At 73.5% G+C, this 26,644-nt stretch carries 24 protein-coding genes; 15 read left to right on the top strand and 9 right to left on the bottom strand.

Translation table 11 applies throughout. The features are described from left to right. Positions 1 to 81 precede the first annotated feature (81 nt). The 4 genes from QOZ89_RS01225 to QOZ89_RS01210 form a co-directional block, all read right to left on the bottom strand. Positions 82 to 285 carry a hypothetical protein gene (locus QOZ89_RS01225; protein ID WP_312622720.1) on the bottom strand — a complete coding sequence of 68 codons (204 nt, stop codon included), beginning with the start codon at positions 283 to 285 and terminating at the stop codon, positions 82 to 84. Positions 286 to 467: 182 nt separating this feature from the next. Next, on the bottom strand, positions 468 to 1,229 hold the full coding sequence (locus QOZ89_RS01220; RefSeq protein WP_491677189.1) for a ferredoxin reductase: 762 nt from the start codon (positions 1,227 to 1,229) through the stop codon (positions 468 to 470). A gap of 12 nt (positions 1,230 to 1,241) precedes the next feature. Beyond that, a complete protein-coding gene (locus QOZ89_RS01215) occupies positions 1,242 to 1,838 on the bottom strand; it encodes a sulfite oxidase-like oxidoreductase (protein WP_071052287.1) in 597 nt (198 codons plus the stop codon). Positions 1,839 to 1,994: 156 nt separating this feature from the next. After that, positions 1,995 to 3,305, bottom strand: a complete 1,311-nt coding sequence (locus QOZ89_RS01210; protein WP_312622719.1) for a sigma-54-dependent transcriptional regulator family protein — start codon at positions 3,303 to 3,305, stop codon at positions 1,995 to 1,997. Positions 3,306 to 3,497: 192 nt separating this feature from the next. On the opposite strand from QOZ89_RS01210, the gene adh reads away from it, so the two are divergent. Further along, on the top strand, positions 3,498 to 5,021 hold the full coding sequence (gene adh, locus QOZ89_RS01205) for an aldehyde dehydrogenase (RefSeq protein WP_071052285.1): 1,524 nt from the start codon (positions 3,498 to 3,500) through the stop codon (positions 5,019 to 5,021). A gap of 123 nt (positions 5,022 to 5,144) precedes the next feature. Next, entirely contained in the window at positions 5,145 to 5,660 is a 516-nt protein-coding gene (locus QOZ89_RS01200; RefSeq protein ID WP_071052284.1) for a DUF779 domain-containing protein, read from the top strand. 24 nt (positions 5,661 to 5,684) lie between these two features. Here QOZ89_RS01200 and QOZ89_RS01195 read toward each other — a convergent pair whose 3' ends face one another. The 4 genes from QOZ89_RS01195 to QOZ89_RS01180 form a co-directional block, all read right to left on the bottom strand. Continuing rightward, positions 5,685 to 6,632, bottom strand: a complete 948-nt coding sequence (locus QOZ89_RS01195) for a sulfite exporter TauE/SafE family protein (RefSeq protein WP_071052283.1) — start codon at positions 6,630 to 6,632, stop codon at positions 5,685 to 5,687. Between the two features lie 67 nt (positions 6,633 to 6,699). After that, entirely contained in the window at positions 6,700 to 7,854 is a 1,155-nt protein-coding gene (locus QOZ89_RS01190; RefSeq protein ID WP_312622718.1) for a lysylphosphatidylglycerol synthase transmembrane domain-containing protein, read from the bottom strand. Further along, positions 7,851 to 9,086, bottom strand: coding sequence for a glycosyltransferase family 4 protein (locus QOZ89_RS01185; protein ID WP_071052304.1), 1,236 nt, complete (start codon positions 9,084 to 9,086; stop codon positions 7,851 to 7,853). Before QOZ89_RS01185 ends, QOZ89_RS01190 begins: the two co-directional genes overlap by 4 nt. A gap of 270 nt (positions 9,087 to 9,356) precedes the next feature. Then, positions 9,357 to 9,998 carry a GntR family transcriptional regulator gene (locus QOZ89_RS01180; protein WP_071052281.1) on the bottom strand — a complete coding sequence of 214 codons (642 nt, stop codon included), beginning with the start codon at positions 9,996 to 9,998 and terminating at the stop codon, positions 9,357 to 9,359. A gap of 460 nt (positions 9,999 to 10,458) precedes the next feature. Between QOZ89_RS01180 and QOZ89_RS01175 the strand changes: the two genes are divergently transcribed. From QOZ89_RS01175 to QOZ89_RS01120, 12 genes are all read left to right on the top strand, one after another. Beyond that, positions 10,459 to 12,948, top strand: a complete 2,490-nt coding sequence (locus QOZ89_RS01175) for a xanthine dehydrogenase family protein molybdopterin-binding subunit (protein ID WP_312622717.1) — start codon at positions 10,459 to 10,461, stop codon at positions 12,946 to 12,948. Between the two features lies 1 nt (position 12,949). Continuing rightward, positions 12,950 to 13,753 carry an FAD binding domain-containing protein gene (locus QOZ89_RS01170; RefSeq protein ID WP_071052279.1) on the top strand — a complete coding sequence of 268 codons (804 nt, stop codon included), beginning with the start codon at positions 12,950 to 12,952 and terminating at the stop codon, positions 13,751 to 13,753. Continuing rightward, on the top strand, positions 13,746 to 14,324 hold the full coding sequence (locus QOZ89_RS01165) for a (2Fe-2S)-binding protein (protein WP_157910594.1): 579 nt from the start codon (positions 13,746 to 13,748) through the stop codon (positions 14,322 to 14,324). The genes QOZ89_RS01170 and QOZ89_RS01165 overlap by 8 nt, the downstream gene beginning before the upstream one ends. A gap of 159 nt (positions 14,325 to 14,483) precedes the next feature. After that, positions 14,484 to 14,966, top strand: coding sequence for a VOC family protein (locus QOZ89_RS01160; protein ID WP_312622716.1), 483 nt, complete (start codon positions 14,484 to 14,486; stop codon positions 14,964 to 14,966). Further along, the gene (locus QOZ89_RS01155; RefSeq protein ID WP_312622715.1) at positions 14,963 to 16,483 is read left to right on the top strand and encodes a gamma-glutamyltransferase; all 1,521 of its coding nucleotides are present in this window, start codon (positions 14,963 to 14,965) and stop codon (positions 16,481 to 16,483) included. The genes QOZ89_RS01160 and QOZ89_RS01155 overlap by 4 nt, the downstream gene beginning before the upstream one ends. 1 nt (position 16,484) lies before the next feature. Then, positions 16,485 to 17,357 (top strand): aspartate dehydrogenase domain-containing protein, encoded by an 873-nt coding sequence (locus QOZ89_RS01150; RefSeq protein ID WP_116271740.1) that lies wholly within the window; start codon positions 16,485 to 16,487, stop codon positions 17,355 to 17,357. 13 nt (positions 17,358 to 17,370) lie between these two features. Continuing rightward, positions 17,371 to 18,195 (top strand): ATP-binding cassette domain-containing protein, encoded by an 825-nt coding sequence (locus tag QOZ89_RS01145; protein WP_312622714.1) that lies wholly within the window; start codon positions 17,371 to 17,373, stop codon positions 18,193 to 18,195. Beyond that, on the top strand, positions 18,192 to 19,124 hold the full coding sequence (locus tag QOZ89_RS01140) for an ABC transporter permease (RefSeq protein ID WP_071052269.1): 933 nt from the start codon (positions 18,192 to 18,194) through the stop codon (positions 19,122 to 19,124). The genes QOZ89_RS01145 and QOZ89_RS01140 overlap by 4 nt, the downstream gene beginning before the upstream one ends. A gap of 85 nt (positions 19,125 to 19,209) precedes the next feature. Beyond that, a complete protein-coding gene (locus tag QOZ89_RS01135) occupies positions 19,210 to 20,349 on the top strand; it encodes a substrate-binding domain-containing protein (RefSeq protein WP_312622713.1) in 1,140 nt (379 codons plus the stop codon). A gap of 129 nt (positions 20,350 to 20,478) precedes the next feature. Further along, a complete protein-coding gene (locus tag QOZ89_RS01130) occupies positions 20,479 to 21,801 on the top strand; it encodes an aromatic ring-hydroxylating oxygenase subunit alpha (protein ID WP_312622712.1) in 1,323 nt (440 codons plus the stop codon). Next, a complete protein-coding gene (locus tag QOZ89_RS01125; protein WP_312622711.1) occupies positions 21,794 to 22,300 on the top strand; it encodes a nuclear transport factor 2 family protein in 507 nt (168 codons plus the stop codon). Before QOZ89_RS01130 ends, QOZ89_RS01125 begins: the two co-directional genes overlap by 8 nt. A 40-nt stretch (positions 22,301 to 22,340) precedes the next feature. Further along, on the top strand, positions 22,341 to 22,655 hold the full coding sequence (locus QOZ89_RS01120) for a hypothetical protein (RefSeq protein WP_071052265.1): 315 nt from the start codon (positions 22,341 to 22,343) through the stop codon (positions 22,653 to 22,655). Positions 22,656 to 23,219: 564 nt separating this feature from the next. Here QOZ89_RS01120 and QOZ89_RS01115 read toward each other — a convergent pair. After that, entirely contained in the window at positions 23,220 to 23,954 is a 735-nt protein-coding gene (locus tag QOZ89_RS01115) for a DUF7873 family protein (RefSeq protein WP_312622710.1), read from the bottom strand. Between the two features lie 243 nt (positions 23,955 to 24,197). Here QOZ89_RS01115 and QOZ89_RS01110 point away from each other — a divergent pair, with 243 nt between their 5' ends. Further along, on the top strand, positions 24,198 to 26,504 hold the full coding sequence (locus QOZ89_RS01110; RefSeq protein WP_397428650.1) for a phosphoinositide-specific phospholipase C-related protein: 2,307 nt from the start codon (positions 24,198 to 24,200) through the stop codon (positions 26,502 to 26,504). The last annotated feature ends 140 nt before the right edge of the window (positions 26,505 to 26,644 follow it).

Raw genomic sequence — 26,644 nt, 5'->3', positions numbered from 1 at the left:
CTCCCCCGGCGCCTCGGACATCTCCAGCGTGATTACCGCCGCCGTCCACCGCGTGGCCCGACGAGCCGCTGGATGCATCGCTCAGGGGCGTGCCCGGCGACGGCCGAAGGCCAGCCATGTCACGCCGCGCGCGATCACCGCGACGACAGCGGCGGCCACGACGTCCTGCCAGAGGCTTTCGCTGTCCTCGACGAACAGGATCGCGATCGTCTGCAACCCGATAAAGACGACGAGAAAGCACGCCGTCTCGGCGCGCCAAATCTCGGATCGTCCGGTCTTTGCCATGTGGCCGCCCGTCCTCCCAGTTGACTGCCGGGGGCGTGCACAGTCCCGTTCGCGGCAAGGTGGCTGGAGCGTAGGCACGGCCGGGCCGGGCGATCGAGAAAGGACCGGTAAAGAACCTTCCAGGTAAGAAATCCGACGGCAGGCCCTCTCGCCAGCCCCGCCGGCCGGCGCCCCGGGCGACGTCAGCGGCCGGTAGGGCCAAAGCGTTCCGTGCGGACGCGGGCGGGGTCGTGTCCCTGGGCGACGAGGAGGTCGGCCACGGTCTCGACGAAGCCGGTGGGGCCGCAGACGTAACAGGTGGGGGCGAACTCGGCGGGCCAGCCGGCGGAGGCCAGGTCCGCGTCGGTGATCCGGTGGGGTGGCGTCCGCCAGCCTTCCGGGACGGACCGGCTGTAGACATAGGCGACGTCGAGGCCGCCGTCCTCGGGGCCGCGGCCGCGCAGCTCGGCCGCGTAGTACGTCTCGCCGGGGCCGCGCAGCGAGTAGACCAGCCGGAACGGGACCCGGCTACGCGCCGCGCGGCGAGCACGGATCATCGCCATCAGCGGGACGATCCCTGAGCCGCCGGCGACGAGCAGGACCGGGTCGGGCGGGCTGGCCGGGTCCCAGACGAACCAGCCACCGACCGGGCCGCGCAGCTCGACCGGGTCCCCCACCGCGAGGACCTCGGTCAGGTAGGGCGACACCTCACCGTCCGGCACCCGCTGGACGGTGACCTCCACCCGGTCGCCGTCGGCCGGGGCGGCGAGCGAGTAGGCGCGCGAGGCGCGGTAGCCGTCCTCGGAGGTCAGCCGGATGTCGACCCGCTGGCCGGCGAGGTGCCCCGGCCAGCCGGGCACGTCTAGGACGAGCGTGCGGGCGGTCGGCGTCTCGTCGACGACCTCGGCGAGCCGACCAACCCGCCAGGCCATCCGGGTCGCGACCCGGGTCGGGCCGACAGTCACAGGGCCTTCCCCTCAGTCGCCCTGGTAGCGCTGCTCGAGCCACGGATCGCCGCGGTCGTGGTAGCCCGCGGCCTCCCAGAAGCCCGGCGAGTCCTCGACCAGGAGCTGGATGCCGCGAACCCACTTCGCCGACTTCCAGAAGTACAGGTGCGGGACGAGGAGCCGGGCCGGGCCGCCGTGTTCCGGGTCCAGGTCCTCGCCATCGAACGTGTGGACGATCCACGCCTGGCCGTCGAGCAGGTCCTCCAGCGGCAGGTTCGTGGTGTAACCGCCGTAGGAGTGGATCATCGTGTAGTCGGCGGCCGTCTCGACGTCGGCGAACAGGACGTCGAGCGAGACGCCCTTCCATTCGGTACCCAGCTTCGACCAGCGGGTGACGCAGTGGATGTCGACCGTCGGCGTCTCCTGAGGCAGGGCCTGGAGCTCGTCCCAGGTCCACGCGTACTCCTCACCGGTCTCGGTCGTGATGGTGAACCGCCACCGGTCCAGCGGGACGCGCGGCGTCGGCCCGGCCGACAGGACCGGGAAGTCCTCTTCGAGGTACTGGCCGGGGGGCAGCGTCGGACTGGAACGACGCCGGCCCTGGAAGCCGGGCGAGATGATCCCCATACGCCTACAGGTACCACGGCACCGACGGCGCCAGGCGCGCAACCGCGCCCGAGAGGCCGACCGGCGATGTGATCCGACCCACGACCGCCCAGCCCACGGCTGAGGCGCGAGATCCGGCGGGCCGGGCCGGAGCTCACGAGGCGTCGTCCGCGCGTGTCAGCGGGCGGCGAGGTCGCGGTCGAGGATGGTCAGGCGGGCGACGGCGCGGTCGCGGTCGGGGCCGGGCGGGAGGAGGTGCCAGCAGGCCGCCCACAGGCCGACGTCGTCCTCGCCGGCCGGGCCCTCGGCCCACCGCAGCAGCAGAGCCGGGTCGCGGCGGCGCAGCAGCCCGGCGCGGACCTCGGCGCGCAGCCGGTCGCGCAGCACGGCGACGCCGGGCGACGTCGAACGAGGCAGCAGTTGGCCCCGCCAGCGGTCGAGCACGCCGGCGTGGTCCCCGGCCGCCAGGAGACGGCGCAGGTCGGCGACGTCGGTCTCCAGCGGGCCGGCGAGGCGGTAGGGCCTGGAGTCGACCAGGCCCGGCCCGATGACGCGGCGCAGCCGGGACATCTCGGCGCGCACGGTCACCGGGTCGAGCACGCGCTCGTCGACCGCCGCGGCCAGCTCGTCGGCCCTCAGCCCGTCCGGATGTTCGGCGAGCAGGAGGAGCAGCTCCGCGTGCCGCGGTGTCACCGCCATCCGACGCCCCGCGACGACGAGCGCGGGCGCGTCCGGGCAGACCACCTCGAGCCTCGTCCGACCGGCAGGGGCCCGGCCGGCCGGGCCGCCCGTGCCCCGAGGGTCGCCGTACCTGGGCTCGGCATCCGCGGCCCCGCGGTTCGGGTGCCTCAGGCGCTGGATGAGCAGCTCGCGCTCGGCGGCGGCGACCGTCGCGGAGATCAGCGCGAGCACGGCCGGCTCGGCCGCGCGGCTGTCGCCGGTGACGTCGACGGCGCCGATCAGCCGCCCGTCGACCGGGTCGTGGACCGGACTGGCCGAGCAGCTCCACGACCGCACCGTGCTCACCCAGTGCTCGGCCGCCGCCACCTGGGCACGTCCGTCGATCGCGAGCGCGAGCCCCGGCGCGTTCGTGCCGGCATGCGCCTCGTCCCAGCCCGCACCGGCCGTGAACCCCATGTCCTCGGCACGCCCGCGCACCGCGTGGTCACCCTCGACCCACAGCAGGGTGCCCTGGGCGTCGCTGACGGCGACGATCAGCTCCTCGGCGCCGGCCTCATCACCGAGCAGGCCGCGGATCAGCGGCAGCACACCGGCGAGCGGGTGCGCGGCACGCGCGGCGGCCAGCTCGTCGCCGGCGAGCCGGATGGGTGGGATGTTGCGCTCCGGGTCGACGCCGAACGAGCACGACCGGCGCCACGAGTCGACGACGGCACGCCGGACCGAGCGCCCGAGCGCCCGGACGGCGCCCGCGGGCAGGGCGTCGCCGGCGGCCAGCGACTCCCGCGCCCGCCGGGCGACACACCCCATGTCTTCCGCCACGCCGACCCCGCCACCCAGAGCACTATGACGGAGGTCACACTACGCCGCGCACACCGGCGCGCCAGCGCCCTCTGGCACCGAGGTGTGCCCGCCGGCGGGCACACCTGCGGCAACGGGTTTGCAACGTTGCCGCGGCTAGCGTCCTCACCGTTCGATGATCTCCACCCAGGAGGGCGCGCGATGACCGTCTTTGCCCGTCCAGGCCAACCCGGATCCGCCGTCAGCTACGCGTCGCGGTACGACAATGTCATCGGTGGCGATTACACGCCGCCGGTCCGCGGCCAGTACTTCGAGAACCCGACCCCGGTCACGGGCGAGACCTTCTGCGAGGTCGCCCGCTCGACCGCCGAGGACGTCGAGCTCGCGCTGGACGCCGCGCACGCCGCCGCACCCGCCTGGGGCCGCACCTCGGTCGCCGAGCGCGCGCTCGTCCTGCACCGGATCGCCGACCGGATGGAGCAGAACCTCGAGCGGCTGGCGGTCGCGGAGACCTGGGACAACGGCAAGCCGGTCCGCGAGACGCTCGCCGCCGACATCCCGCTGGCGATCGACCACTTCCGTTATTTCGCGGGCGCGATCCGCGCGCAGGAGGGCACGCTGTCCGAGCTCGACGCGGACACCGTCGCCTATCACTTCCACGAGCCGCTCGGCGTCGTCGGGCAGATCATCCCGTGGAACTTCCCGATCCTGATGGCCGTCTGGAAGCTCGCGCCCGCCATCGCGGCCGGCAACGCCGTCGTCCTCAAGCCCGCCGAGCAGACACCCGCGTCCATCAACGTGCTCTGGGACCTGATCAAGGACCTGGTGCCACCGGGCGTCCTCAACATCGTGCAGGGCTTCGGCGTCGAGGCCGGCAAGCCGCTCGCCTCGTCGTCGCGGATCGCGAAGATCGCTTTCACCGGCGAGACGACCACCGGCCGGCTGATCATGCAGTACGCCAGCCAGAACCTCATCCCGGTCACCCTGGAACTCGGCGGCAAGAGCCCGAACATCTTCTTCGCCGACGTCGCCGCCGCCGACGACGACTTCCACGACAAGGCGCTCGAGGGCTTCACGATGTTCGCCCTCAACCAGGGTGAGGTGTGCACCTGCCCGAGCCGGGCGCTGATCCAGCGCTCGATGTACGACGACTTCCTCGACGCGGCCGCGATTCGGACCAAGGCCGTCCGTCAGGGCGACCCGCTGGACACCGACACCATGATCGGCGCACAGGCGAGCACCGACCAGCTGGAGAAGATCCTCTCCTACATCGACATCGGCAGGAAGGAGGGCGCCCGCGTGGTGCTCGGCGGCGAGCGCGCCGAGCTCGGCGGCGACCTGTCGGGCGGCTACTACATCCAGCCGACGATCTTCTCCGGCGACAACGGGATGCGGATCTTCCAGGAGGAGATCTTCGGCCCGGTCGTCGCCGTGACGGCGTTCGACGACTTCGCGGACGCCATCACGATCGCCAACGACACGCTCTACGGCCTGGGCGCCGGCGTGTGGACGCGCGACCAGAACACGGCCTACCGCGCCGGCCGGGAGATCAGGGCCGGACGCGTCTGGACGAACTGTTACCACCTTTACCCGGCACACGCCGCGTTCGGCGGATACAAGCAGTCCGGGATCGGCCGGGAGAACCACCGCGCGATGCTCGACCACTACCAGCAGACGAAGAACCTGCTCGTCTCCTACTCACCGAAGGCGATGGGCTTCTTCTAGTTCCGCCACCACCGGCACCCGGAGCCGGCCGGTGCGCAAGGACCCGGCCGGCTCCGGGCAATGACCGCGGGGCGGGGCCGACGGGGACCGGAACACGGAGCCGGCGAGGCATGGGAGGTCGCCATGGGTCAGGTACTGCGGGTGGACGCGACGCCGGCGGCGGCGGCGATGCTGCGGTCGCTGACCTCCGCGCACGGGCCACTGATGATCCACCAGTCGGGCGGGTGCTGCGACGGGTCGTCGCCGATGTGCTACCTCCTTGGGGAGTTCCTCGTCGGCGCCGACGACGTCCTGCTCGGCGTCCTCGACCTCGACGACCCCGCGTGCCTCGCCGACCCGGCTGCCTGGGGCGGCTCCACCGACCCGCCCGGCGTCGCCGCCGCCTCGGCGCCTTCCGGCACCACCGTGCCGGTTTACATCGGCGGCGCCCAGTTCGCGTACTGGGCGCACACCCGGCTGACGATCGACCTGGTACGCGGCCGCGGAGGCGGGTTCAGCCTCGAGGCGCCCGAGGGCTACCGCTTCCTGACCAGGTCCCGGCTGTTCACCGACGAGGAGGCCGAGGCCCTCGAGGCCAGCGGGCCACCTCAGCGCGGCCCGCTGGCGGAGCCTGAACCCGCGCGCCGGCCCCGCTCGTGATCCGGCCAGGGACGGCCGTCAGAGTCAGAAGCCGCGGACGAACAGGACGACCGCGACGACGACGCCGAGGGTGATGACGCCGGCGCGCAGGACCATGGCGGGCAGGAGGCGCGCGACCCGGGCGCCGAGCACGCCGCCGACGGCCGAGGCGACGACGAGGATGCCGGCGAAGGCCCAGGCGACCTGGGCGCTCGCGAGGAAGATCAGTACCCCGACGATGTTGACGATGAACGACAGCAGCGTCTTGAGCGCGTTCGTGCGCTGTAGGTCGTCGACCAGCAGGATCCCGAGCACGCCGAGCAGCAGCACGCCCAGACCGGCCCCGAAGTACGACCCGTAGGCGCCGGCAAGGAAGATCCCGACCCGCGTGGGCCAGGTGACCGGATGCGCGGCGGGCGCGCCCGCCGCCGACGTGGTGGCCTCGGCGGCGGCGGCCTCCACAGTGGCGGTGGTCTCCACAGTGGCGGTGGTCTCCACGGTGGCCGTCGCCGCGCCGGCCGTGGGGCCACCTGGCGGGGTGCTCGGAGCCGCCGCGTCGGCCGTGGCAGGCGCCCCTACCGTCGCCGGAACGGTGGTCCTGGCCGCACGGCGGCGGGCGACGACGCCGGCGAGCTTCGTCTGGCTGGCCAGCAGCGCGCACGAGAGCAGGACGAGGAACGGGACGGCCGCCTTGAACGCGCCCTTGGGCGTTACCAGCAGGATCACGGCGCCGACGGCGCCACCGAGGATCGCGGCCGGGCCGAGCGCACGCAGCCGCGCCGTCTGGCCGGCGAGCTCGCGCCGGTAGCCCAGCGCGCCGCCCGCATAGCCGGTGACCAGCCCGACCGATGAGGTGATGTTGGCGGTGACGGCCGGCACCCCGGCGGCCAGCAGCGCGGGGAAGGCGATCAGCGTACCGCCGCCCGCGATCGCGTTGACGCCACCGGCCAGCAGGCCGGCCCCGGCCGTCAGCAGCGCGTCGATCCCGTTCACGCCCCAGACCCTCCGGCCCCGCGCGCGGACCCGCCTTGTGCCCGGCTCACAAACTCGTCAGATCTCGTCAGATGACGCGGGTGCGGATGAGGACGCCGCAGACGGCCGCGGAGGGGGCCAGCGGGAGCCAGGCGGTGAGCAGGCGGTAGCCGAGGACGGCGGCGATCGCCGTCGCGGTGGGCACGCCGGCGCCGGTGAGCAGCGCGGTCAGGGCGGCGTCGAGCCCGCCGAAGCCACCGGGCGACGGGATGACGGCCGACAGCGCGCTCGCCACCAGGTAGACCACGATGATCTTCCCAGGGCCGAGCGGTGCGTGCAGCGCGGCCGCGATCGCGCACAGCGTCGCGGCGTGCAGCATCGGGATCGCGATCGAGCCTCCCCACAGCAGCACGGCCCGCCTGGTGCTGCCCGAGCCGGCCAGCAGGTCACGGTGCTCGACGAGCCGGCGTACCCCCAGGCCGACGGCCCGACGGACCTTGGGCACGCACGCCGCCACGAACGCCGCCGCCACGGTGGCGACCACGAAGTAGCGAGTACTCCCGCCGAACGCGAGGTGCGGCAGCGGGACCGCCCCGGCGAACAGGAGCACGACGAACATCAGGGCATGCGGGATCGCGCCGGCCGTCGCGTTCGCGGCGGTCGAGGCGACGGCTTCGGCCATCGTCAGGCCGCGCCGGAGCAGGTAACGGGTCTGCAGGGCGGCGACGCCCATGCCGGCGGGCACCAGCACGTTCGGCAGGATCGCGGCGATCTGGATGGCGAGCAGCTGGCCGAACGGGAGCTTGCGCGTCACCGCGCCCTTCATGCTCGCCGCCGCGGCGAAGTAGGTCGCGCACGCGGCCACCACCGCGACCAGCAGCCACTCGCCGTCGGCCCGCTTGCAGGCCAGGAAGGCCGCCCGCAGTTCCTCGTGGTGGGTCCCGAGCCACGTCGCGCCCACGGCGGGCGCGACGATGCTGAGCGCAGCCATGATCCGCCGAGACCGGCGGGACCTCGCCGCCGACGGCGAGCTCGCGGGCGTCGTCTCGGGCAGCTCCGTCCCGGACGGCGGGGTTTCCGGCAGCTGGACTTCTGACAGCTGGACTTCCAGCAGCTGGACCTCCAGCAGCTGGACTTCTGAAGACGGGGATTCTGGAGGCTGGGTTTCGGGCGACGAGGACTCGAGCAGAATCGTCGCCGACGCAGGCGCCGGCGCGTCCTCTCGCTCAGCTGGTTCGCTCATCGCGCCGTCGCGCCGTCCGTGCGGCGCGGCGAGGACGGAGCGGTCGGCAGGGGAGCCGGGGATGGCCGGGTGGGCCCCGGTGCTGGGCCGCCCGCGAGGACGGAGGCATACGACGGGCCGGTCAGCAGCGCGGCGAGCCGGCCGCCGAGGTACTCCCAGGTCCAGGCCGACGTCATGAACTCGCGGCCGGCTGCGCCCATGCGGCGGGCGCGGTCCGGGTCGGCGAGCAGCTCGCCGACGGCGCGGGCGACCGCGGACACATCGGTACCGTCGACGACCAGCCCGGTCTCACCGGGGATCACGACCTCGGGTGCGCCCCCAGCGGCGCCGGTGATCACCGGCTTGCCCGCCGCGGCGGCTTCCAGCGACGACAGTCCGAGTCCCTCCAGGTCCAGTCCAAGCTTGGCGGGCCGCGACGGCATCGCGAACACATCCGCCGCGTCCAGGTACGCGGGCAGGTCCCCTTCGGGGACGGCGCCCGCGAAGACCACATTTTCCCTGACCCCGGCGCTCGCCGCCAGTCGTCGCAGCCGGCCCGCGTTGCGCCCCCGGCCGATGACGACCAGGAGCGTGTCCGGATGGTCACGCAACACCGACGGCAGCCCCCTGATCAAGACGTCCTGGCCCTTGCGCGGCACCAGGCGGGCGACAGAGGTCACAACAGGCCGGTCGCCCCAGCCATTCCGGCGGCGGATGTCCTCGCCGCCCGCGCCGGGCTGGAACCGTTCGACGTCGACGCCGCCGGTCAGCCGCTCGAAGCGGGTCCCGGCGGGCGCGACCTTGCGCAGGCGGCGCAGGGTCACGTCGGTCAGGTGGGTGACGACGTCCGCCCGCGAGGCGATCGCCCGTACCAGGGACCAGCCGTACGGAAGCTGCGACCATCCGTACTCATGCCCGTGCGTGGACGACACCACCCATTCCACGCCTGCTCGGCGCAGCGCGGGGGCGATCATCCCGCGGGGTGTGCCGGCCGGGAACCAGGCGGCGGTGCAGCCCTCGGCACGCGCGATCCGGCCGATGACGGGCCCCACCCCGGGCAGGCGCAGCCGGGCCGCCGGATGCCGGATGATCTCGAAGGGCGCGTCCGCGTCCAGTTTGGGCGCGTCGGGGTGCGGCGGCGCGACGACGAGGACCTTGTCCGCGGGCAGCGTCGCGGCAAAGGCGTAGGCGAAGGTCTGGATCCCGCCCAGCACCGGCGGGAACTTGTCCGCGACGATCAGAGTGCGATGCATCGACCGGTGCGTGGACATCGGCTGTCGGCCGCCTTTCGGGCGGACGACGCGACCTGTCCGCGTTGACTGGAGGACGGCTGGCGGACGGGCCCAGGTACCGCCAGGTCGGACATACCGGAAGATACCCCGTACCTCAAGTACCACCTTGTGGCATGTCTCGCGATGTACTGGTCGTGGTACTGGCCGTGCGGCCACCCGCCACCCGCCACCCGCCAGCCGGCCGCCGGCACGGCCGCTCGGCGGGTCTACCAGGCGGTTGACCAGACCGCGTCAGCTTACGGCGGCGGCCTGGACGGCGTGGCGCGCCTCCAGGTGGCGGCGCATGAGCAGCGACGCCATCTCGGCGTCCTCGGCGAGCACCGCCCGCACGATCGAGGCGTGCTCCTCCCAGGACAGGTCGGCCGGGCTGACCCAGCCGCCGGCCAGGTGGTGCGACTGGTTGCGCACCCAGCGGAGCACGTCGGCGAGGACCCGGGACCCGGAGCCGCGCGCGAGCACATCGTGGAACTCGCCGTTGAGTCGTTCGAGCGCCGCCCTGTCGCCGTCGGCGGCCGCGGCGGCACCGTCGGCCAGCAGCCGTTCGAGCGCGGCCACCGTCTCGGCGTCGTGGCGGGCGGCGGCGCGCCGCACGGCCATGAGCTCCAGGTTCACCCGGATCTCGTGGATGGTCGCCAGCTCGTGCACGGGCCGCTCGACGACGCGCACTCCACGGCGCGGCAGCGCCTCGACCAGCCCCTCCGACTCCAGCCGGCGAAACGCCTCACGGACCGGTAGCCGGGACACCCCTAGCAGCTCGGACGTGAACGTCTCGGTCAGCCGTGTGCCGGGCGGGAGCCTGCGGTCCAGAATTCGCCCGCGCAGCTCGTCGAGCACCGTGTCCCGCAGCGGACGGTGGCTCTCCCCGATCGACAACGTGTCCTCCCCACGACCGCCGAAGGCTGAGCGACGACGGCGAAGCCTCGCGCAGCCGGAGACGACTCCGTTGACGCGGCCGGCCAGCACCCGGTGCCGACCAGCCGGCCAGGCGAGTATGCCATTTGGATACAAGTACGTGGGCCAGCCCCGGCCGCCCACTCTCCTGGGCACGGCCAGGCAAGTGGGCGGGACGAGACCCGGCTTCCCCTGGCCCGCACCATCGTTGACACGTATCCGTAATCTTTCGCGGCTACGGTCAGGCCCGCGCCAGTCGCCCCCGCACGGTAGTCCGACGCGACCGTGACGGATACAGTATCCCGAACAATCACCCAAGGTGACACATCTCTGGCGGGGGCCGGCGGGACCTCCGCACAGCGGCCCCGCGTGCCGTCCCCAAGGACCTCCGCGGCGACGCGAGCGGCGGCGACGCAACGGGACGAGCGAAGGAGGCGGAACCGTGCCACCCGGACCCACGGGTCGCGCCGGACAGGGCCCAGAGACGGCGACCGGTGAGGCGGCGACCGGTGAGGCGGCGCCTGCCCACGCCGCCCGGGCCACTTTTGGAATCGGAGCACCGGACACCAGGGCGGACGCGGTGGCGAAGCTCACCGGCCGGTTCCGATACGCGACCGACCTGCGCGCACGCGACGTCCTTGGGCGCCGGGCGCCCTCTCGCCTCGGTGACCAGGCGCGACACGCCGGAGCCACCGCCGACAGCCCCGGCGAGAACGCCGCCGTGACGGCGCCGGCCGAGCTGTACGGCGTCACCGTCCGCTCCCCGGTCGCCAGAGCCGAGCTGCTCGGGGTCGACGCCGCGGCGGCGCTGGCGGTGCCCGGCGCCATGCGGGTGATCATCGCGGCCGACGTGCCCGGCGCCCGGCTGGTCGGGGTGAAGGTGCGCGACCAGCCGGTGTTCGCCGAGGGCGAGGTCCGCCACCACGGCGAGCCGATCGCGTTCGCGGTCGCGACCACTCCCTGGGCGGCGCGGCGGATGGCCGCGCTGGTGCGCCCGCTGCTGCGCCCGCTGCCGCCGCTCGTCGACCCCCTGGCCGCGCTCGCCCCAGGCGCGCCGGCCGTCGTGCCCGCGGGCCACCCGCACGCGGCGCCCGGCGGCGACGTCCACGGCGCGCACGCGGCCGACGGCGCCGTCAGCCCCAACGTCATCTTCCGGCGCCGGCTGCGCCACGGCGACGGCGCGCGCGGCCCGGTGGCCGTGCGCGCCCGCTGGCGGACCGGCCGGCAGGACCCCGCGTTCCTGGCGCCCGAGGCGGGGCTCGCCGTGCCGGACGGGCGCGGCGGCGTCCGGCTGTGGGTCGCGACCCAGGACCTGCACCACGACCGGGACCAGATCGCCGCCGCCTTGGGCGTCCCGCCCGAGGCGGTCCGGGTCGAGCTCGCCGGGGTCGGCGGCGCGTTCGGCGGCCGGGAGGACATGACCCTGCACATCCATCTCTGCCTGGCCGCGGTGCTCACCGGCGCGCCCGTCCGGGCCGTCTACGGGCGCGCCGAGTCGTTCCAGGCGCATCCGAGCCGACACCCAGCGATCATGGACTACGAGCTGACGGCACGCCCGGACGGCACGTTCGTCTCGCTGCGGGCCGGCATTGTGCTCGACGGCGGCCCGTACGCGAGCACGTCCACCCCGGTCGTCGGGATCGTGCACTTCTTCGCCGCCGGCCCGTACCAGGTCCCGAACGTGGACGTCACGACCACCGCTGTCCGGACGAACAATCCGGTCGCGGGCGCCATGCGCGGCTTCGGCGCGACCCAGGCCTCGTTCGGGATCGAGTTGACGGTCGACCTGCTGGCCCGCGAGCTGGGCGTCGACCCGGTAGATCTGCGCCGACGCAACCTGCTCGTGCCCGGGGAGCCGCTCGCGACGTCGGGGCAGCCGCTCGTCGGGACAGCCGGTCCCGCCGAGGTGTTGGCTGCCTGTCTCGCGACCCCGATGCCGGCGAGGCCGGTGGCGCCGGGGCGGCGCCGCGGGGTCGGGGTCGCGCTCGGGATCAAGAGCGCGGGGCTCGGCGACGGCCGGCCGGACAGCGCCGGGATCGTCCTGCGGGCCGACCGGGACGGTGTGACGATCGTCAGCGCGGCGCCGGAGGTCGGCCAGGGCATCGGCACCGCGCTGCGCCAGATCGTCCAGGAGCAGCTCGGCCCCGTCCCGCTGCGCGCCGAGGCTCCCAGCACCGACGCGCCCGTGAGCGGCGGCAGCAAGGCGAGCCGCCAGACCATGGCCTCCGGCGGCGCGGCCGCCGCGGCCGCGAGCAGGCTACTGGCGGAGCTCACGACCCGTGCCCACGCGCACGGCCTGCCCTGCTGGCCGGCCGCGGGCGGACCGGACGGCCGGTGGCCGGCGACTGGCCCGCTGACCGATCTGCTCGCCGCCGTGCTCGGCGACGAGACCGTGGAGGTCCGGGAGTCGTACACCCTGCCGGCGACCGAGCCGGTCAACCCGGCGACCGGCCGCGGCGACATCCACATCACGTTCCAGCTGACCGCGCACCGTGCCGTCGTCGACGTGGATCCCGAGCTCGGCACGGCCGAGCTCGTCCAGCTCGTGGGTGCCCAGGACGTCGGCCGGGCCGTGAACCCCACGCAGCTGGCCGGCCAGCTCGTCGGCGGCGCGGCACAGGGCGCCGGCCTCGCCCTCACCGAGGAGATACGCGTCGACGCCGACGGCGTCGCCACAGCCGCCGGGTTCGCCGACTATCTGGTCCCGACCGCGCTCGACGTTCCCGAGATCGTCCCGGTGGTCATCGAGCACCCCGACGACCGGCTGCCGCATGGGATCCGCGGTGTCGGCGAGGGCTCGCTCGCCTCGTCGCCGGCCGCGGTGGCGGCGGCGCTGCGCGCGGCGAGCGGCCGTCCAGTCGCGGCCGTGCCCGCCGCCCCGGCCGACCTGCTCGCCGAGCCCGTCGCCGTGCCGCACGCGGTGGGGGTCTGACGTGTATCTGCGTCCCGCCACGCTCACCGAGGCGTTGTCGGCGCGCGCCGAGCACCCGGGGGCCCTCGTCCTCGCCGGCGCCACGGCGGCCACACCGGCGCTGGCCACCGGCGGGCGGCCGCCGGCCGCGCTGCTCGACCTGGCCGGCGTCCGGGACGTTGCGGCGCTCGACGAGGCGGCCGGCCGGATCCGGCTCGGGCCGCTGGTCACCGCCGAACGCCTGGCCGCGCAACCGACGCTTGGCCCGGACCGCCTGCCACTGCGCGGCTTCGCGACACCGGCGGTGCGCGCGAGGGCGACGGCGCTGGGGAATCTCTTCCAGCGCCCGCACGACCTCGCGGCGCCGCTCGCGGCGCTCGCCGGCGAGGTGGAGGTCGCGCACGCGGACGGCGCGCGCCGGACGGTCGACGTCCCGGCGCTGGTCACCGTGCCGGGGAGGCTCGCCGAGGCCGCGGAGCTCGCCGTGGCGCTCACGGTCGCCGTGCCACACCGGTTCGCCTACGCGCGGGTGGCCGTGCGGCCCGCCGCCGCGCCGACGCTGGCGGCCGTCGCCGTCGCACTGCTCGACGACGGGCCCCGGGTCTACATCGTCACCGTGACGGCGCCGGTGCCGGCCCGCCGCGCGGCGGCCGAGCGCCTGCTGCTCGACGCGGGGGCGGGCGAGGAGTTCGCCGCGGCGGCCGCCGCCGGACTGCCGGCGGACGCACCCGCGGGCCAGGCGGACCCGGCGTACCTGGCCACCGCCGTACGCGCGCTGGCCCGCCGCTGCCACCGACGCTGCCATGGGAGGCCCGACCATGACTGACGCGATCATGACTGACGCGACCATGACCACCGCGACGACGGCCGTGGCGGAGCCCGGGGTCACCGTGCGCCTGGAGATCGACGGCACCGGCCACGCTCTCGAAGCGCCGCTGTGTGCCTCGCTGCTGGACGTGCTCGACGAGGCGGGCGCGCCGGTGCCCGCCGGCTGCCGGGCGGGAAACTGTGGCAGCTGCGTCGTGCTGCTCGACGCCTCACCGGTCCCGGCCTGCCTCGTGCCGGCCGGGCGGGCGGACGGAGCGGCGGTCGCGACCGCGCGCACCGCCGCCGACCCGGCGCTGGTCGCCCGGCTGGCGGCGGCTGGCGCCACCCAATGCGGGTACTGCTCTCCCGGCCTGGTCGTCGCGCTGTCCCACGCCCTGCGGGTGGCCCCGGCCGCGCTCGCCCACCCGGACGCCGTGCGTGAGCGGTTGGTCGGCCATCTGTGCCGTTGCACCGGGTACGCCGCGATCGTCTCCGCCGTCGTCGCGACGGCGGCCGCCATGGCGGACGCGGAGGCCGAGGCGGGCCGGCCGCCGCTCGCGGGCACCGACACCACCCTGGACCGGCCGTGACCACCCGACCGACCCGTCAGTTTGTATCCATTGGACATGCCCCGAGGCCGACCCAGCCGTACCCAAGCCACCGAGGCCCGGCCCACAAATGCCCGAAAACAGGCGTGAACTGGGGATTCGTCACAGACGCTTAACAAAGCCCATCACAATCGGTAACAAATGTACGGATACAGTATCCGTATGGTCAGCGCTCCTACCAGCACGAACGCATCGCGCGTCATATCGGTCCTCGGCCTTGATCACATCGTGCTGTATGTCGCCGATGTCTGGCGGTCGCTCGACTGGTACACCGGCAGGCTCGGACTCCGACCGCTGCGGGTGGACGAGTACCGCGCGGGCAAAGTCCCCTTCCCGTCGGTCGAGGTGCGACCGGGCGTCGTCATCGACCTCGACGGCCGCGCCGAGCGAACCGGCGAGAACCTCGCGCACTTCTGCCTCGAGGTCGAGCCCTTCGACGCGTACACGCTGGTCGAGTCCGGGGAGTTCGGGAAGATCGCCGGTCCCTTCCGGCGCTGGGGCGCGCGCGGCGAGGCTGACCTGGTCTACGTCACCGACCCGGATGGCAACGTCATCGAACTCCGTCACTACGGGCCCACTCAGGGGATCTCCTACGGCCCGAACCAGGCGATCAGGCCGTCATGACCATCGCCGCCGCGCCCACGACGCCTGTCGCGGTGTTCGGCGCCCGCGGCGTCGTGGGTGCCGGCGCCCGCACCGCGGCGGTCCTCGGCTGCCAGGCCCTGCTCGACGGCGGCACCGCCGTCGACGCCGCGGTGACCGCGGCGCTGGCCGAGACCGTCCTCATGCCGCCGAAATGCGGCCTCGCCGGCGACCTGGTGGCGCTCGCCTGGCTGCCCGGCTGGGACCGGCCACGTGCCCTGCTCGCGATCGGCCCGGCCGCGGCCGGGCTCGCGGGCCAGGCGACGACCGGCGGGCCCTCCGTCGGCGTCCCCGGCGCGCCCGCCGGATACGCGGCGCTTGCCGGTCTCGGCCGCCTCGGCCTCGAGCGACTGACCACTCCGGCCATCCAGCTCGCCGAGCGCGGGGTCGCCTGGTCGACGCTGTGCGCGGCGCTTGCCGCCGAGGCGGACGACCTGCTGCGGGCCCATGCCCCCGACGGCTGCCGCTACCGGCCGGCGGACGGGCCGCTCGCGCCGGGGACGCGGCTGCGGCTGCCGGGCCTCGCCCGGCTGCTCACCGAGTTCGCCGAGCGCGGCGGCGCGCTGTTCGCGGGCGAGCCGGGCAAGCACCTGGTCACCCGGGTGCGGCGCGCCGGCGGAGTCCTCACGCTCGCGGACCTCGCCGCCGCCCGTGCCGAGTGGGCCGACGCCGTCACCGGGACGGCAGGCGAGCGCACCGTGTGGGCCACCCCCGCGCCGACCTACGGCCCCGCCCTGCTCGGCGCGCTCCGCGAGGCCGATCGCGGCGGCGACCTCGCCGCCGCGGCGCGGTCGGCGGTCCGCCGCCTGCGCGGCACCGCCACGCCGGCGGCGCCTGGTGGCGCGACCGCCCAACCCGCGGCCGGCCGGGCCCCGGCGCGCGCGACCGCCACCGGATCCGCCGGTTCGGTCGAGGGCACGTCGGTGATCGAGGGCACGTCGGTGGTCGGCGCCACCGACGACGAGGGCGCCATCGTGGTGATCGTCCACTCGAACTCATTCCCGCAGTTCGGCAGCGGCCTGATCGTGGACGAGTACGACCTCGTGCTGTCCAACCGGGCGGGGCGCGGCTTCGGCCGGCCCGGCGCGCCGGACGGACCGGCCCCCGGCCGCCGCCCGCCGACCACCCTGCACGCCTGGGCGCTGGGTGCCGGCGGCGACGGCGACGGGCGACCGACGCTGTTCGGCGCGACCCCCGGCGGCGAGCAGCAGGTCGCCTGGAACGCGCAGGTGATCACCGGCCTGCTCGACCGTATCGATGCCGATGACGCCCACGAGTCGGGCGCCGGGCGGGGGCTGCCGACGGCCGCCGTCCTCGGGCACGCGCTCGACCGGGTGCTCACCACCCGCCGCTGGAGCACGACCGCCACCGGGACGGTGTGGGCCGACGAGACCGCGACCGCGGTCCGGCCGGCGCACGTCGTCGTCGGCCGGGCGGGTGGCGACGCGCTCGTCGGCGCGGCCGACCCGGGCATCGGCGCGACCGCGGTGGGGGTGTGACATGACGAGACCTCCGCGAGGCCAGGGGCCGCTGCGGGTGTCGCTGCTCGGCGCCGGCGGCATCGGGGCGCCGCTGCGCGGCCTACTGGCCGCCGGAGACGTGCGCGGGTGCGCGCTCGCCGCGGTCGTCACCTCCCGGGACGCGCCAGCCGGCGCCGCCGCACTGCTGACCGAAGGCGCCGACGTCGTCGTCGAGGCGGCGGGCGTGGCGGCGCTCGGCGCGTACGGCCCGGCGGTGCTCGCCGCCGGGGTCGACCTGGTGATGTGCAGCCCGGCAGCGCTCGCCGACGACGCCGTGGCCGCGGGCCTGGCCGCGGCCGCCGAGACCGGTGGGAGCCGCTGGCTGGTGCCGGCGGGCGCGGTCGGCGGGCTGGACACGCTGCGCGCCGCGGTCCGCGCGGGCGGCCCGGCGGCCGTCCGGCTCACCACGACCAAGCGCCCCGAGGCGCTCGCCAGCGCGAGCGACGGCGACGGCGACCGGGAGCCCATGGTGGTCTTCGACGGCACCGCTCGGGCCGCGGCGCTGCGCTTCCCAAGGACGGCGAACGTCGCGGTCACGCTCGCGAGCGCCACCTGCGGCCTGGACGACGTGCGGGTGGTGGTCGTCGCGGACCCGGCGGCGACCCGCACCCGTCACGAGATCACCGCTGACACCGCGGTCGGCAGCTACCGGTTCGAGTTCGTCAACGAGACCGTCGCGGGCTCGGGCGGGCGCACGTCGACGCTGACCATGTGGTCGGTCGTCGCCGTCCTCGAGCAGCTGGGCTCGCGGCCGGCCCCCGGCCCGCCCGGTGGCGCCCCGCCGTGGCCGCCGGGGGCCCACGGGCCACGGCCGACGCCCTGGCCGCCGCACCCGACACCGCCCGCGTCCTGAGAGGGAGCGTCGCATGACCATGCAGGCCCACGAACGGTCCCCGGGGGAGCCGCCCGCGACCGGCCAGGTCACCATCCCGCGCCAGCCAACCGGCTGGCCCGCCGAGCCGCCGGTACTGAGCTTCCACGACGTGGACATGGTGTTTCGCGGCGGGGTGCACGCCGTCGACCAGGTAAGCCTGGACGTCGCGCCGGGCGAGCTCGTCTCGATCGTCGGCCCGTCCGGCTGCGGGAAGAGCACGCTGCTGCGGATCGCGTCCGGCCTGCAGGCCCCGACGCACGGCTCCGTCACCGCGCCGGACGACCACATCGCCTACGTCTTCCAGGACCCGACGCTGCTGCCCTGGCGCAACGTGCTCGACAACGTGGCGCTGTGCTCCCAGCTGCGTCGCGAGCCCAAGAGCGAGCGGCTGCGCAAGGCGCAGGCGGCGATCGACATGGTCGGGCTCACCGGATTCGAGAAGCGCTACCCGAACCAGCTGTCCGGCGGCATGCGGATGCGTACGAGCCTCGCCCGCGCCCTCACCCTCGACCCTCGGCTGTTCCTGTTCGACGAGCCCTTCGGCGCGATCGACGAGATCACCCGGGAGCGGCTGAACGGCGAGCTGCTGCGGATCTTCAGCGGGTCGCGGTTCGCCGGCCTGTTCGTGACGCACTCGATCGCCGAGGCGGTGTTCCTGTCGTCCCGCGTGGTGGTGATGTCCGCCCGCCCCGGCCGGATCATCGGCGAGTTCGCGGTCCCGTTCCCCTACCCGCGGACTCCCCGGCTGCGGGCCGAGGCCGAGTTCGCGGCGCTCACCGGACAGATCGGCGAATGCCTGCGAGGAGGAGCCGAATGACCATCACAACCCCCTCGGCCACGACGCCCTCTGCCGCCCAGGCGGCCGCGGTGAGCCCGCGCGCCGAGGCGGCCGCCGGGGCCGCGAGGCCCGCCGTGGGTGAGCCCGCGCTGGCGGGCGGGCAGACGTCCTGGCCGCGCCGCACAGCCGCGACGGCCGGGCCGCCGGTCGCCGTGTTCGCCGCGTTCTGCGGCCTGTGGTATCTCGTCTCCTACGTCGCGCTCACGCCGCGGCGGCGGTTCCTGCTACCGCCGCTGCACGAGGTGATCCGGGTCGGGTTCCTCGACTGGGGCAACTTCTCCGACATTCTGCGCGGCCTGGGCAACACCACCCAGGTGGCGCTGTCCGGGTTCGCGATCGCGTCGGCGGTCGGGTTCACGGTAGCGGTGCTGATGGCGCAGACCCGCTGGGTGGAACGCTCGATCTACCCGTACGCGGTGGCGCTGCAGACGCTGCCGGTGCTCGCGATGACGCCGCTGGTCGGGCTGTGGTTCGGGTTCGGGCTGACCAGCCGGATCCTGATCTGCTCGGTGCTCTCGCTCTTCCCGATCATCACCAACACGCTGTTCGGGCTGCAGTCCGTGGAGCCGTCGCAGCGCGACCTGTTCGCGCTGATGAAGGCCGGCCGGCTCGCCCGGCTGTGGCGCCTGGAGCTGCCCGCGGCGCTGCCAGGGATCCTGACCGGCCTGCGCACCTCCGGCGGCCTGGCCGTGATCGGCGCGATCGTGGCCGACTTCTTCTTCCGCCAGGGCCAGCCGGGCATCGGCCGGCTGCTCGACATCTACCGCAACGCGCTGGAGACCGAGCGCCTCTACGCGGCGATCTTCTGCTCCTCGTTGCTCGGCCTCGCGCTGTTCCTGCTGAACACCGCCGTCACGAAGTACGTGCTGCGCAACTGGCACGCCTCCGCCCAGCGCAAGCCGAGCTAGCTCCCGATCTCCCCGGCGCAGCGCGGCGCCGCACCGCACCGCACCACCGCCTCATTCCCCCGCACTGCTCGGAAACAGGAGAACGATGAGATCACGACGCCTCATGCCAGCGGCGGCGGCCACCGCGCTGGCCCTCACCCTGGCGGCCTGTGGCGGGGACGACTCGGACACGGCCGCGGCGCCCGCCGCCGCTGGCTCGCTGTCCGGGATCTGCCCGAGCACGATCGCGATCCAGACCAGCTGGTTCCCGGAGGCAGAGTACGGCGGTATCTACAACCTGATCGGCCCGAACGGAAAGATGGACGCCACCAAGGGCGTCTACTCCGGCCCGCTCGGCGACACTGGCATCACGGTCGAGGTCCGCGCCGGCGGCCCGCTCACGGGCAATGACCAGGTGACGGCGCAGCTGTACAAGGACGACTCGCTGTTCGCCGGCCTGCTGGCGACCGACGAGGCGATCCAGAACTCCGAGAAGCAGCCGACGGTCGCGGTCCTGAGCTACTTCGACAAGGACCCGCAGATCCTCATGTACGACCCGGGCCACTACGACTTCAAGACCATCGCCGACATCGGCAGGACCGACACAAAGGTCCTCTACTTCGAGGGCTCGACCTACATGGACTACCTGGTCGGCTCCGGCCAGCTGAAGTCCAGCCAGGTCGACAGCTCCTACCAGGGCGGCGCGGACCGCTGGGTGAGTGCCGACGGGGCCATCGTCCAGTCCGGCCTGGCCAGCAGCGAGCCGTACAAGTACCAGTTCGACACCAAGAACTGGAACAAGCCGGTGAAGGACCTGCTGGTCTACGACTCGGGTTACGTGAACTACGCGAGCTCCTTCTCGATGCGCCCGGACGTGGCGAAGAAGTACAGCGAGTGCCTGAAGAAGTTCATCCCGATGGTCCAGCAGTCCACCGTCGACTACCTGGCCAACCCCAAGCCGATGACCGACCGCATCGACAAGATGAACGCGGAGATCGGCGAGTTCTGGCAGACCAGCGCCGGCCTCGACGCCTACGCCGTCAAGACCATGGTCGACCGCAAGCTCGTCACGAACGACTCGACGGGCACCCTCGGCCGGTTCGACACGACCCGGGTCCAGAAGATGATCGACATCCTGACGCCGATCTTCGACAAGCAGGGCAAGCCGATCAAGTCCGGCCTCACCCCCGCGGACCTCTTCACCAACGAGTACGTCCAGGCGGGCATCGGCCTCAAGGCGTCCTGAACCCGCACTTTCTGCCCTGACCATCCCGAGGGGTCCCCGCCGATTGGCCGCCGACCACCCGGAGCGCCGAACGTCTCGACGCACGCCGGGTGCCGGCCCGCCAGTCGGTGGGGAAGGAGGCACCGGACCATGACCATCTCGCTCGACGAGCGCGTGCTCGACCGCGCCGCGGAGATCCTCGGCGACATCGAGCACTGCGCGGACCCGATCGCGACCGCCCGGCTGCTGCCCAGGGAGGTCTACACCAGCCAGGAGTTCTGGCAGTTCGAGAAGGAGGCGATCTTCGCCAGGGAGTGGCTGTGCGTCGGCCACGTGGGCGAGGTGCCGGAGCCCGGCAACCACCTGCCGCTCAAGGTCCTGGACGAACCGCTGATCATGGTCCGTGGCGGCGCGAAAATGGCGGAGCCTCGCGCCGCCGCGGACCCCTCAGCCGATATGGTCCGCGGCGCCGCCGGTGACGTCTACGTCCTCTCGGCGATCTGCCAGCACCGCGGCCACGCGATCTTCGACGGGCTGGGCGCGCGGGAGGCGGCCGCCCCGTGCCTGCCCGGCGGCCGGCTCGTCTGCCCGTACCACAACTGGCAGTACGAGCTGGACGGCTCGCTGGTCGCCGCGCCGTCGATGCGCGAGACGGTGCCGCTGGAGCGGCTGCGCGCCGAGATCCGGCTGCCACGGATACGCACCGAGGTCTTCCACGGCCTGGTGTTCGTCACCTTCGACCCGGACGCGGCGCCGCTCGCGCCGACGCTCGCGAAGCTGGACGAGGAGCTGTCCACGTTCGGCCTGGACGAGCTGGTCCCCATGCCGGCCACGCTGCGCGAGGGCCTCACCTGGAACTGGAAGCTGCACCACGACAACGCCCTGGAGCCCTACCACACCGGCTACGTCCACAAGGACGCCCACGACGCGGCGCCGTCCCGGCTCGCCCGGTTCGGCGTGTTCGACCCCGGGGACGGCCAGGTGATGCACCCGACGTACCTGAAGTCCGAGGAGCTCAGCCTCGGCAACGACGGCGAGCGGATGACCACCTTCATCCCGGGACTGACCGACGAGCAGCGCCGCCGGGTGATGTTCGCCTCCGTGCCGCCGCTGCTGTTCGGCATCTTCCAGCCGACCTTCGCGTCGATGTCGTTCCTGCTCCCGACCGGCCCCGGCACGATCGACCTGCGCCGCGTCGACCTGTACCCGAAGGCCGCCGTCGAGCAGCCCGGCTTCGCCGACGCCTACGCGGCCCAGGTCGCCCGCAAGGCGGTCGCGATCCACCAGGACGAGGAGACGACGCGGGCGCTGCACCGCGGCTACGCCTCCCGCCATGCGCCACGCGGCCCGCTGTCCTGGCTGGAGTCGACGATCCCGCAGCTCAACCAGTGGCTGCTGGAGCGCTACCTGCGCGTCCTCGACAAGGCACGGCCCGCGGGCGGCGGCCCGGTGGGGATGGACGCCGGTGCCTGAGCAGGCGTCCCCCGACGTGGCAAGGCTGCTCGAACGGCTCGACGTGCTCGAGTCGAAGCTCGCGGTCGAGGAGCTCATGGCCGCCTACATGGAGGCGGCCGACCTGCCCACCGGCAAGGGCGAGGCCGTCGCCAGCCTGTTCGCCGAGGACGGCAGGTGGGAGAGCGTCGGCCCGCATGGCAACCGCGGCTGGGCCGCCGTCGGCCGCGCGGCGCTCGTACCGAAGTTCGACCGCAACGTCGCGCGGATGCCCTTCGCCGCGCACTTCCTCGCCAAGGGGAAGGTCCAGGTCAGCGGCGACACCGCGCGCGGGCGGTGGACGTACTTCCAGGCCTGCACCTACCGGGACAACACCCCGCTCTGGATCGCCGGCTCCTACGACAACGACTTCACCCGGGTCGACGGGCAGTGGCTGATCGCGCATCTGCGGGTCCGCAACTTCTTCACCACACCGTTCGACAAGGGCTGGGTCGCCGTCGAGCACATGGACACCCCCTGACGGCCGCGCGCCGCCCGGAGATCTCAGGAGAAAGACGACCATGGGTTCCTACCGTCACCAGGTCTTCCGGCAGCTGCGCTACGGCCACCTGCCGGCGTTTCTCGCGCTGCAGCGGGAGAAGAACGAGCTCTACGCGGCGGGCGGGCTGACCCCGTACCGGATGTGGGCTCCCGCGTTCGGCGGGCTGCACCACATGGTCCTGGAGGCCGAGTTCGACTCGATGGCCGACTTCGAGAAGCAGCACCTCGCCGCCAAGGCGATCGGCCGGGTCGGCGAGATCAACGCGGCCCAGCTGGAGCACGTCATCGAGGGCTCCGCCTCCGACGCGCTCGCGCGGATCGCGCTGGAGGCGTGACCCGGCTGCTCGCCGTCACCGGCGGGCGGGCGCTCACGATGGACGACCGGCACCGGGTCCTCGAGAATTGGTGGAGCCCGGAGACTACCCTTCTCCGGGCCCCGAGGGATGGCCATGTTGCGCACGCCAGTCCGTTTTGTTGGCGGCCGGTCAGCATCACACGGGTCGCGCTCTTCCAATTGAGCTAGCGGCGCAGGTGGAGCACCGCGCGGGGCTTGAACCCGCAACCTCGACCTTAATTGTCCGGACGTCGGCCGGCCTGGCGATATGGCCTGTCTTCAGTTGTGGAGCGAGAGACTAAGATTCATTGACGGCTGCCTCTGCCACTGGGCTACCCCGGCAAGCCTGAGCCGGGGAGGGGAATCGAACCCCCGCTGTCACCATCCTTTATGATCTTGAGTATGAGTCTCAGCGTTCGCGCCCGTCGCCGGGCGCGTCCCGCCGCTCCAGGCGGGAGACTGTGGGTTGGTTTACCGCGGGGGTCGGTTTACCGCGGGCCGGTCTGCTCCAGACCGGTCTCCGGCCCGCCCGCGACCTTATCCACTGACGGGCCGAATGCGGCGCCTATTGGGCAAACAGGTAGTCGAGCACCTGCCGGCCGACGGTCTGGTCGGTCACCTCGAACTGGTTCGCGGCCTCGCGGGCGACCTTCACGGCCTCCGCGAGGGCGACGACCCGGTCAACCAGCTGCTTGCGCCGGTCCGCGGGCAGGGCGCCGGAGAACTTCACCGTCGACCACTCGCCGACCGGCTCATCGACCGTGAACACCTCGGTCTGCGCCGGGTGGTGCTCCGTCGCCTCGTACTTGACGAGCACCTTGGGCACCTTGCGGGAGCGCACGGTCTTCGTCGTCGGCGTGCGGTAGACACCGGCGGCCGGGTCCCAGGCCCAGTCCTCGGCCGGGTCCAGCACCGGCAGCTTGCCGAGAAACGCCTGCAGGTCGGCCAGCTGCTTCTCCAGGAAAAGCAGGTAGGTGACCGGCACATCACGCAGCAGCGTCGTGCCGTCGACGGCGACATCGGCCGTCGCCGTGCGGTTCGCGATGTCCTTGGTGGCGACGACGTCGAACAGCCGGGTCAGAACCGCGGAAAGCTGCGTCAGCACCTCTTCCACGCGCACCTGGACCTTGGTGCCCTCGGCCGGCAGCTGGTCACCGTCCTCGTCGCGCGGCTGGTAGGTCCGGGAGATACCGGCGAGCAGGGCGTCCTTCTGCGTGGAACCCTGCAGATCGGCGAACTCGCGCGCGGCGCGCGCCTTCACGCCCTTCTCGATCGCGATGATCTGGTTCAGCTTGGTCACGGCACCTCCCTGGGCTGACTAAAGCGGCCGATGAACCGGGACGGTTCTCCCAGGCCCGGTGAGCCAGTTGATCTCAGGACTCGCTAACAGTACCGAAACCAGCCGAAATGTCCGAACAGTTTTCCCGGCGCCGGCCGTCGGCAACGCGACACCACGTGACACCACGCGGCCCGTCGGTGCCCGAGACCAAGGCCTCCACCGGGGCGTCGGTCGGACTGTCCGGATCTCGGTAGGTTGGGGCCCGTGCGGCGGCTCGGGGAGCAGGACGGGACGACGGCGCCACAACCGGCGACGGCGGGGATGGAGGGCGCCCGGAAACGGCCGGGGCTGGCCGCCCGCCTGAGCGGGCGCGGCCCCGCGGGCGAGCGGGCGGGCAGTCGGGTGGACACCGGCCGGCGGCGGCTCGCGCAGGTCGCGCTGACGGCGCTGGTCGTGCTCTGCTGGCTGCCGCTGGTCGTGATCCTCACCGCGCGGTCCACCGTGCTCAGCCCGAACTTCTACACCGAGGGCCTGAGCCACGTGCACGCCTACGACCGGGTCTACACCGAGGTCCTGCCCGACCCCGCCGTCGATGACCTGCTCGCCGGCCTTCCGGTCGACCGGACGCTGATCACCGCCAACCTGCGCACGGTGCTGCCGCCGTCGACGGTCGAGGGGATGACCGACGAGCAGATCCGCCGGGTGGTCGCCTACCTGCGCGGCGACGCGGACGACATCACGCTCACCGTCGACATGCGCCCGCTGTTCGCCAACATCTCGGGCCTGGCGAACCGCTATCTCGCCGGCGAGCTCGGCGCCGGCACCACCTACCAGGTGTCGAACGTCTCCGCGTTCACCGACGGCGTGATCGCCACGCTGAACGACGTCGCCGCCGGCCGCCCGCCCACGTCGCTGCCGACGATGAAACTGCGCCCGCAGGACGCCGACCTGGTACTCGGCACGGTGCTCGCCCGGTTCGACCCGGTGACCAGGGCGCAGCTGCAGGAGCCGGCGCGGGCGCTGCTGCTGTCCGGCGACATCGCCGGGGCGCTGGCCCTGCTCGGCCCGCCGCTGTTCCAGGGGGACGACCAGGCGATCCAGCAGTTGCGCGGCAGGCTCGTGGACGGCACCGTCCTCAACCTCGGCGTCTCACTGTCGGACCTGCGCGACCAACCGACGATCCGGGCCATCGACCGGCTGCACGACATCGCCGGGCTGCTGCTCCCGGTCGGCGCCGCGTGCGTGGTGGCGATCTTCGGCGGTCTCGTCGGCGTCGCCGCGGTGGCGACCTCCCGCGGCCGCTCGCCGATGCGGGCGCTGGGCTACGCGGGGCTGGCTGCGGGCGTGGGATCGCTGCTGCTGGGGGTGGCGATGCGGCTGGCCCTGCCGAACCCGTTGACCTCCCTCGACGCCCCCGGTTCGAAGCTGCCCAAGGGCGCCGCCGCCGTGCTGACCGACTTCGGCGCCACCGCCTACCGCGGCATCGAGAGCGACTTCCTGCGCCTGGCCATCTGGATGCTGATACTCGGCGCGGTCCTCGCCGGGCTGTCGCTGCTGGCCGCCGCGGCGGCGCGGCTCGAGCGGCACACCCGGCGGCGCCGGCTGGCAGCCATCGGGGTCGTCGTCATCCCGGCCATCGTCGCCGTCACGTGGGCGGCGTTCCCCGGCGCGGCGGCGGACGCGCGCGTGGTGTGCGAGGGGTCGGCGCGGCTGTGTGACCGGCACTACGACGAGGTCAGCTACGCGGCGAGCCACAACGCCATGGCCAACAGCGAGGACCGTTTCCTCGGCCCGTCGCAGGACCCGTCGATCATTCACCAGCTCGACCTCGGCGTGCGCGGCCTGCTGCTCGACGTCCATCACTGGACGACGCCCGAGGAGGTGAGCAGGGCCCTCGACGCGCTCGACCCCACGACCAGAGCGGCGCTGGAGCCGCTGACCCGCGGCGCCGTCTCAGCCCGGCCCGGGTTGTGGCTCTGCCATGACATGTGCCAGCTCGGCGCGCTCGACTTCACCACCGAGCTGCGCGCGATCGGCGACTGGATGGACCGCAATCCCACCGAGGTCGTCACCCTGATCCTGCAGGACCAGGTCCCGGCCAGCGAGATCATCGGCGCGGTCGAGCAGGCCGGGCTCGGGAGCAAGGTGTTCACTCCGCCGGCCGACCCGGGCGGCGAGTGGCCGACGCTGCGGGAGATGATCACCTCCGGGCACCGCCTGGTGGTCTTCACCGAGAGCCAGGACACTCCGGGCAGTTTCCTGCGCTCGTTCTACCGCTACGCCTCGGACACCCCGTTCGACGCGCGCACGCCGGACGACCTCGCCAGCTGCACGGTCAAGCGCGGCTCCGCGGACGCCAAGCTCCTGCTGGTCAACCACTGGCTGACCGCGGCCGCCCCCAGCCGCCGCGCGGCACTGGACGACAACGCGACCGGCATCCTCCTAGCCCGGGCGGGCCTCTGCGAACGCGAACGGGACCGCCGCCCCACCTTCGTCGCCGTCGACTTCGCCAATATCGGCGCCCTCCCCCATGCCATAGCCACCCTCAACGGCCTGTCCGCAACCAGGTAGCGCCGGGCGCGGGCCGGTGACGGTGACGCGTCGTCCTGAGCCTGACCGCGGACCGCATCCGCGCGATGACGCGCTTCGAGAACGGCGCGCTGCCCTGGTTCGGTCTCCCGCGATCGCTCCCCCGCCGATGGACGGCCGGC

The sequence above is a fragment of the Pseudofrankia coriaricola genome (assembly GCF_032027725.1).
In the GTDB taxonomy this organism is placed as follows: domain Bacteria; phylum Actinomycetota; class Actinomycetes; order Frankiales; family Frankiaceae; genus Pseudofrankia.
Note: the sequence above shows the minus strand (reverse complement) of the source record. Positions and strands in the feature narration are given on the sequence as shown.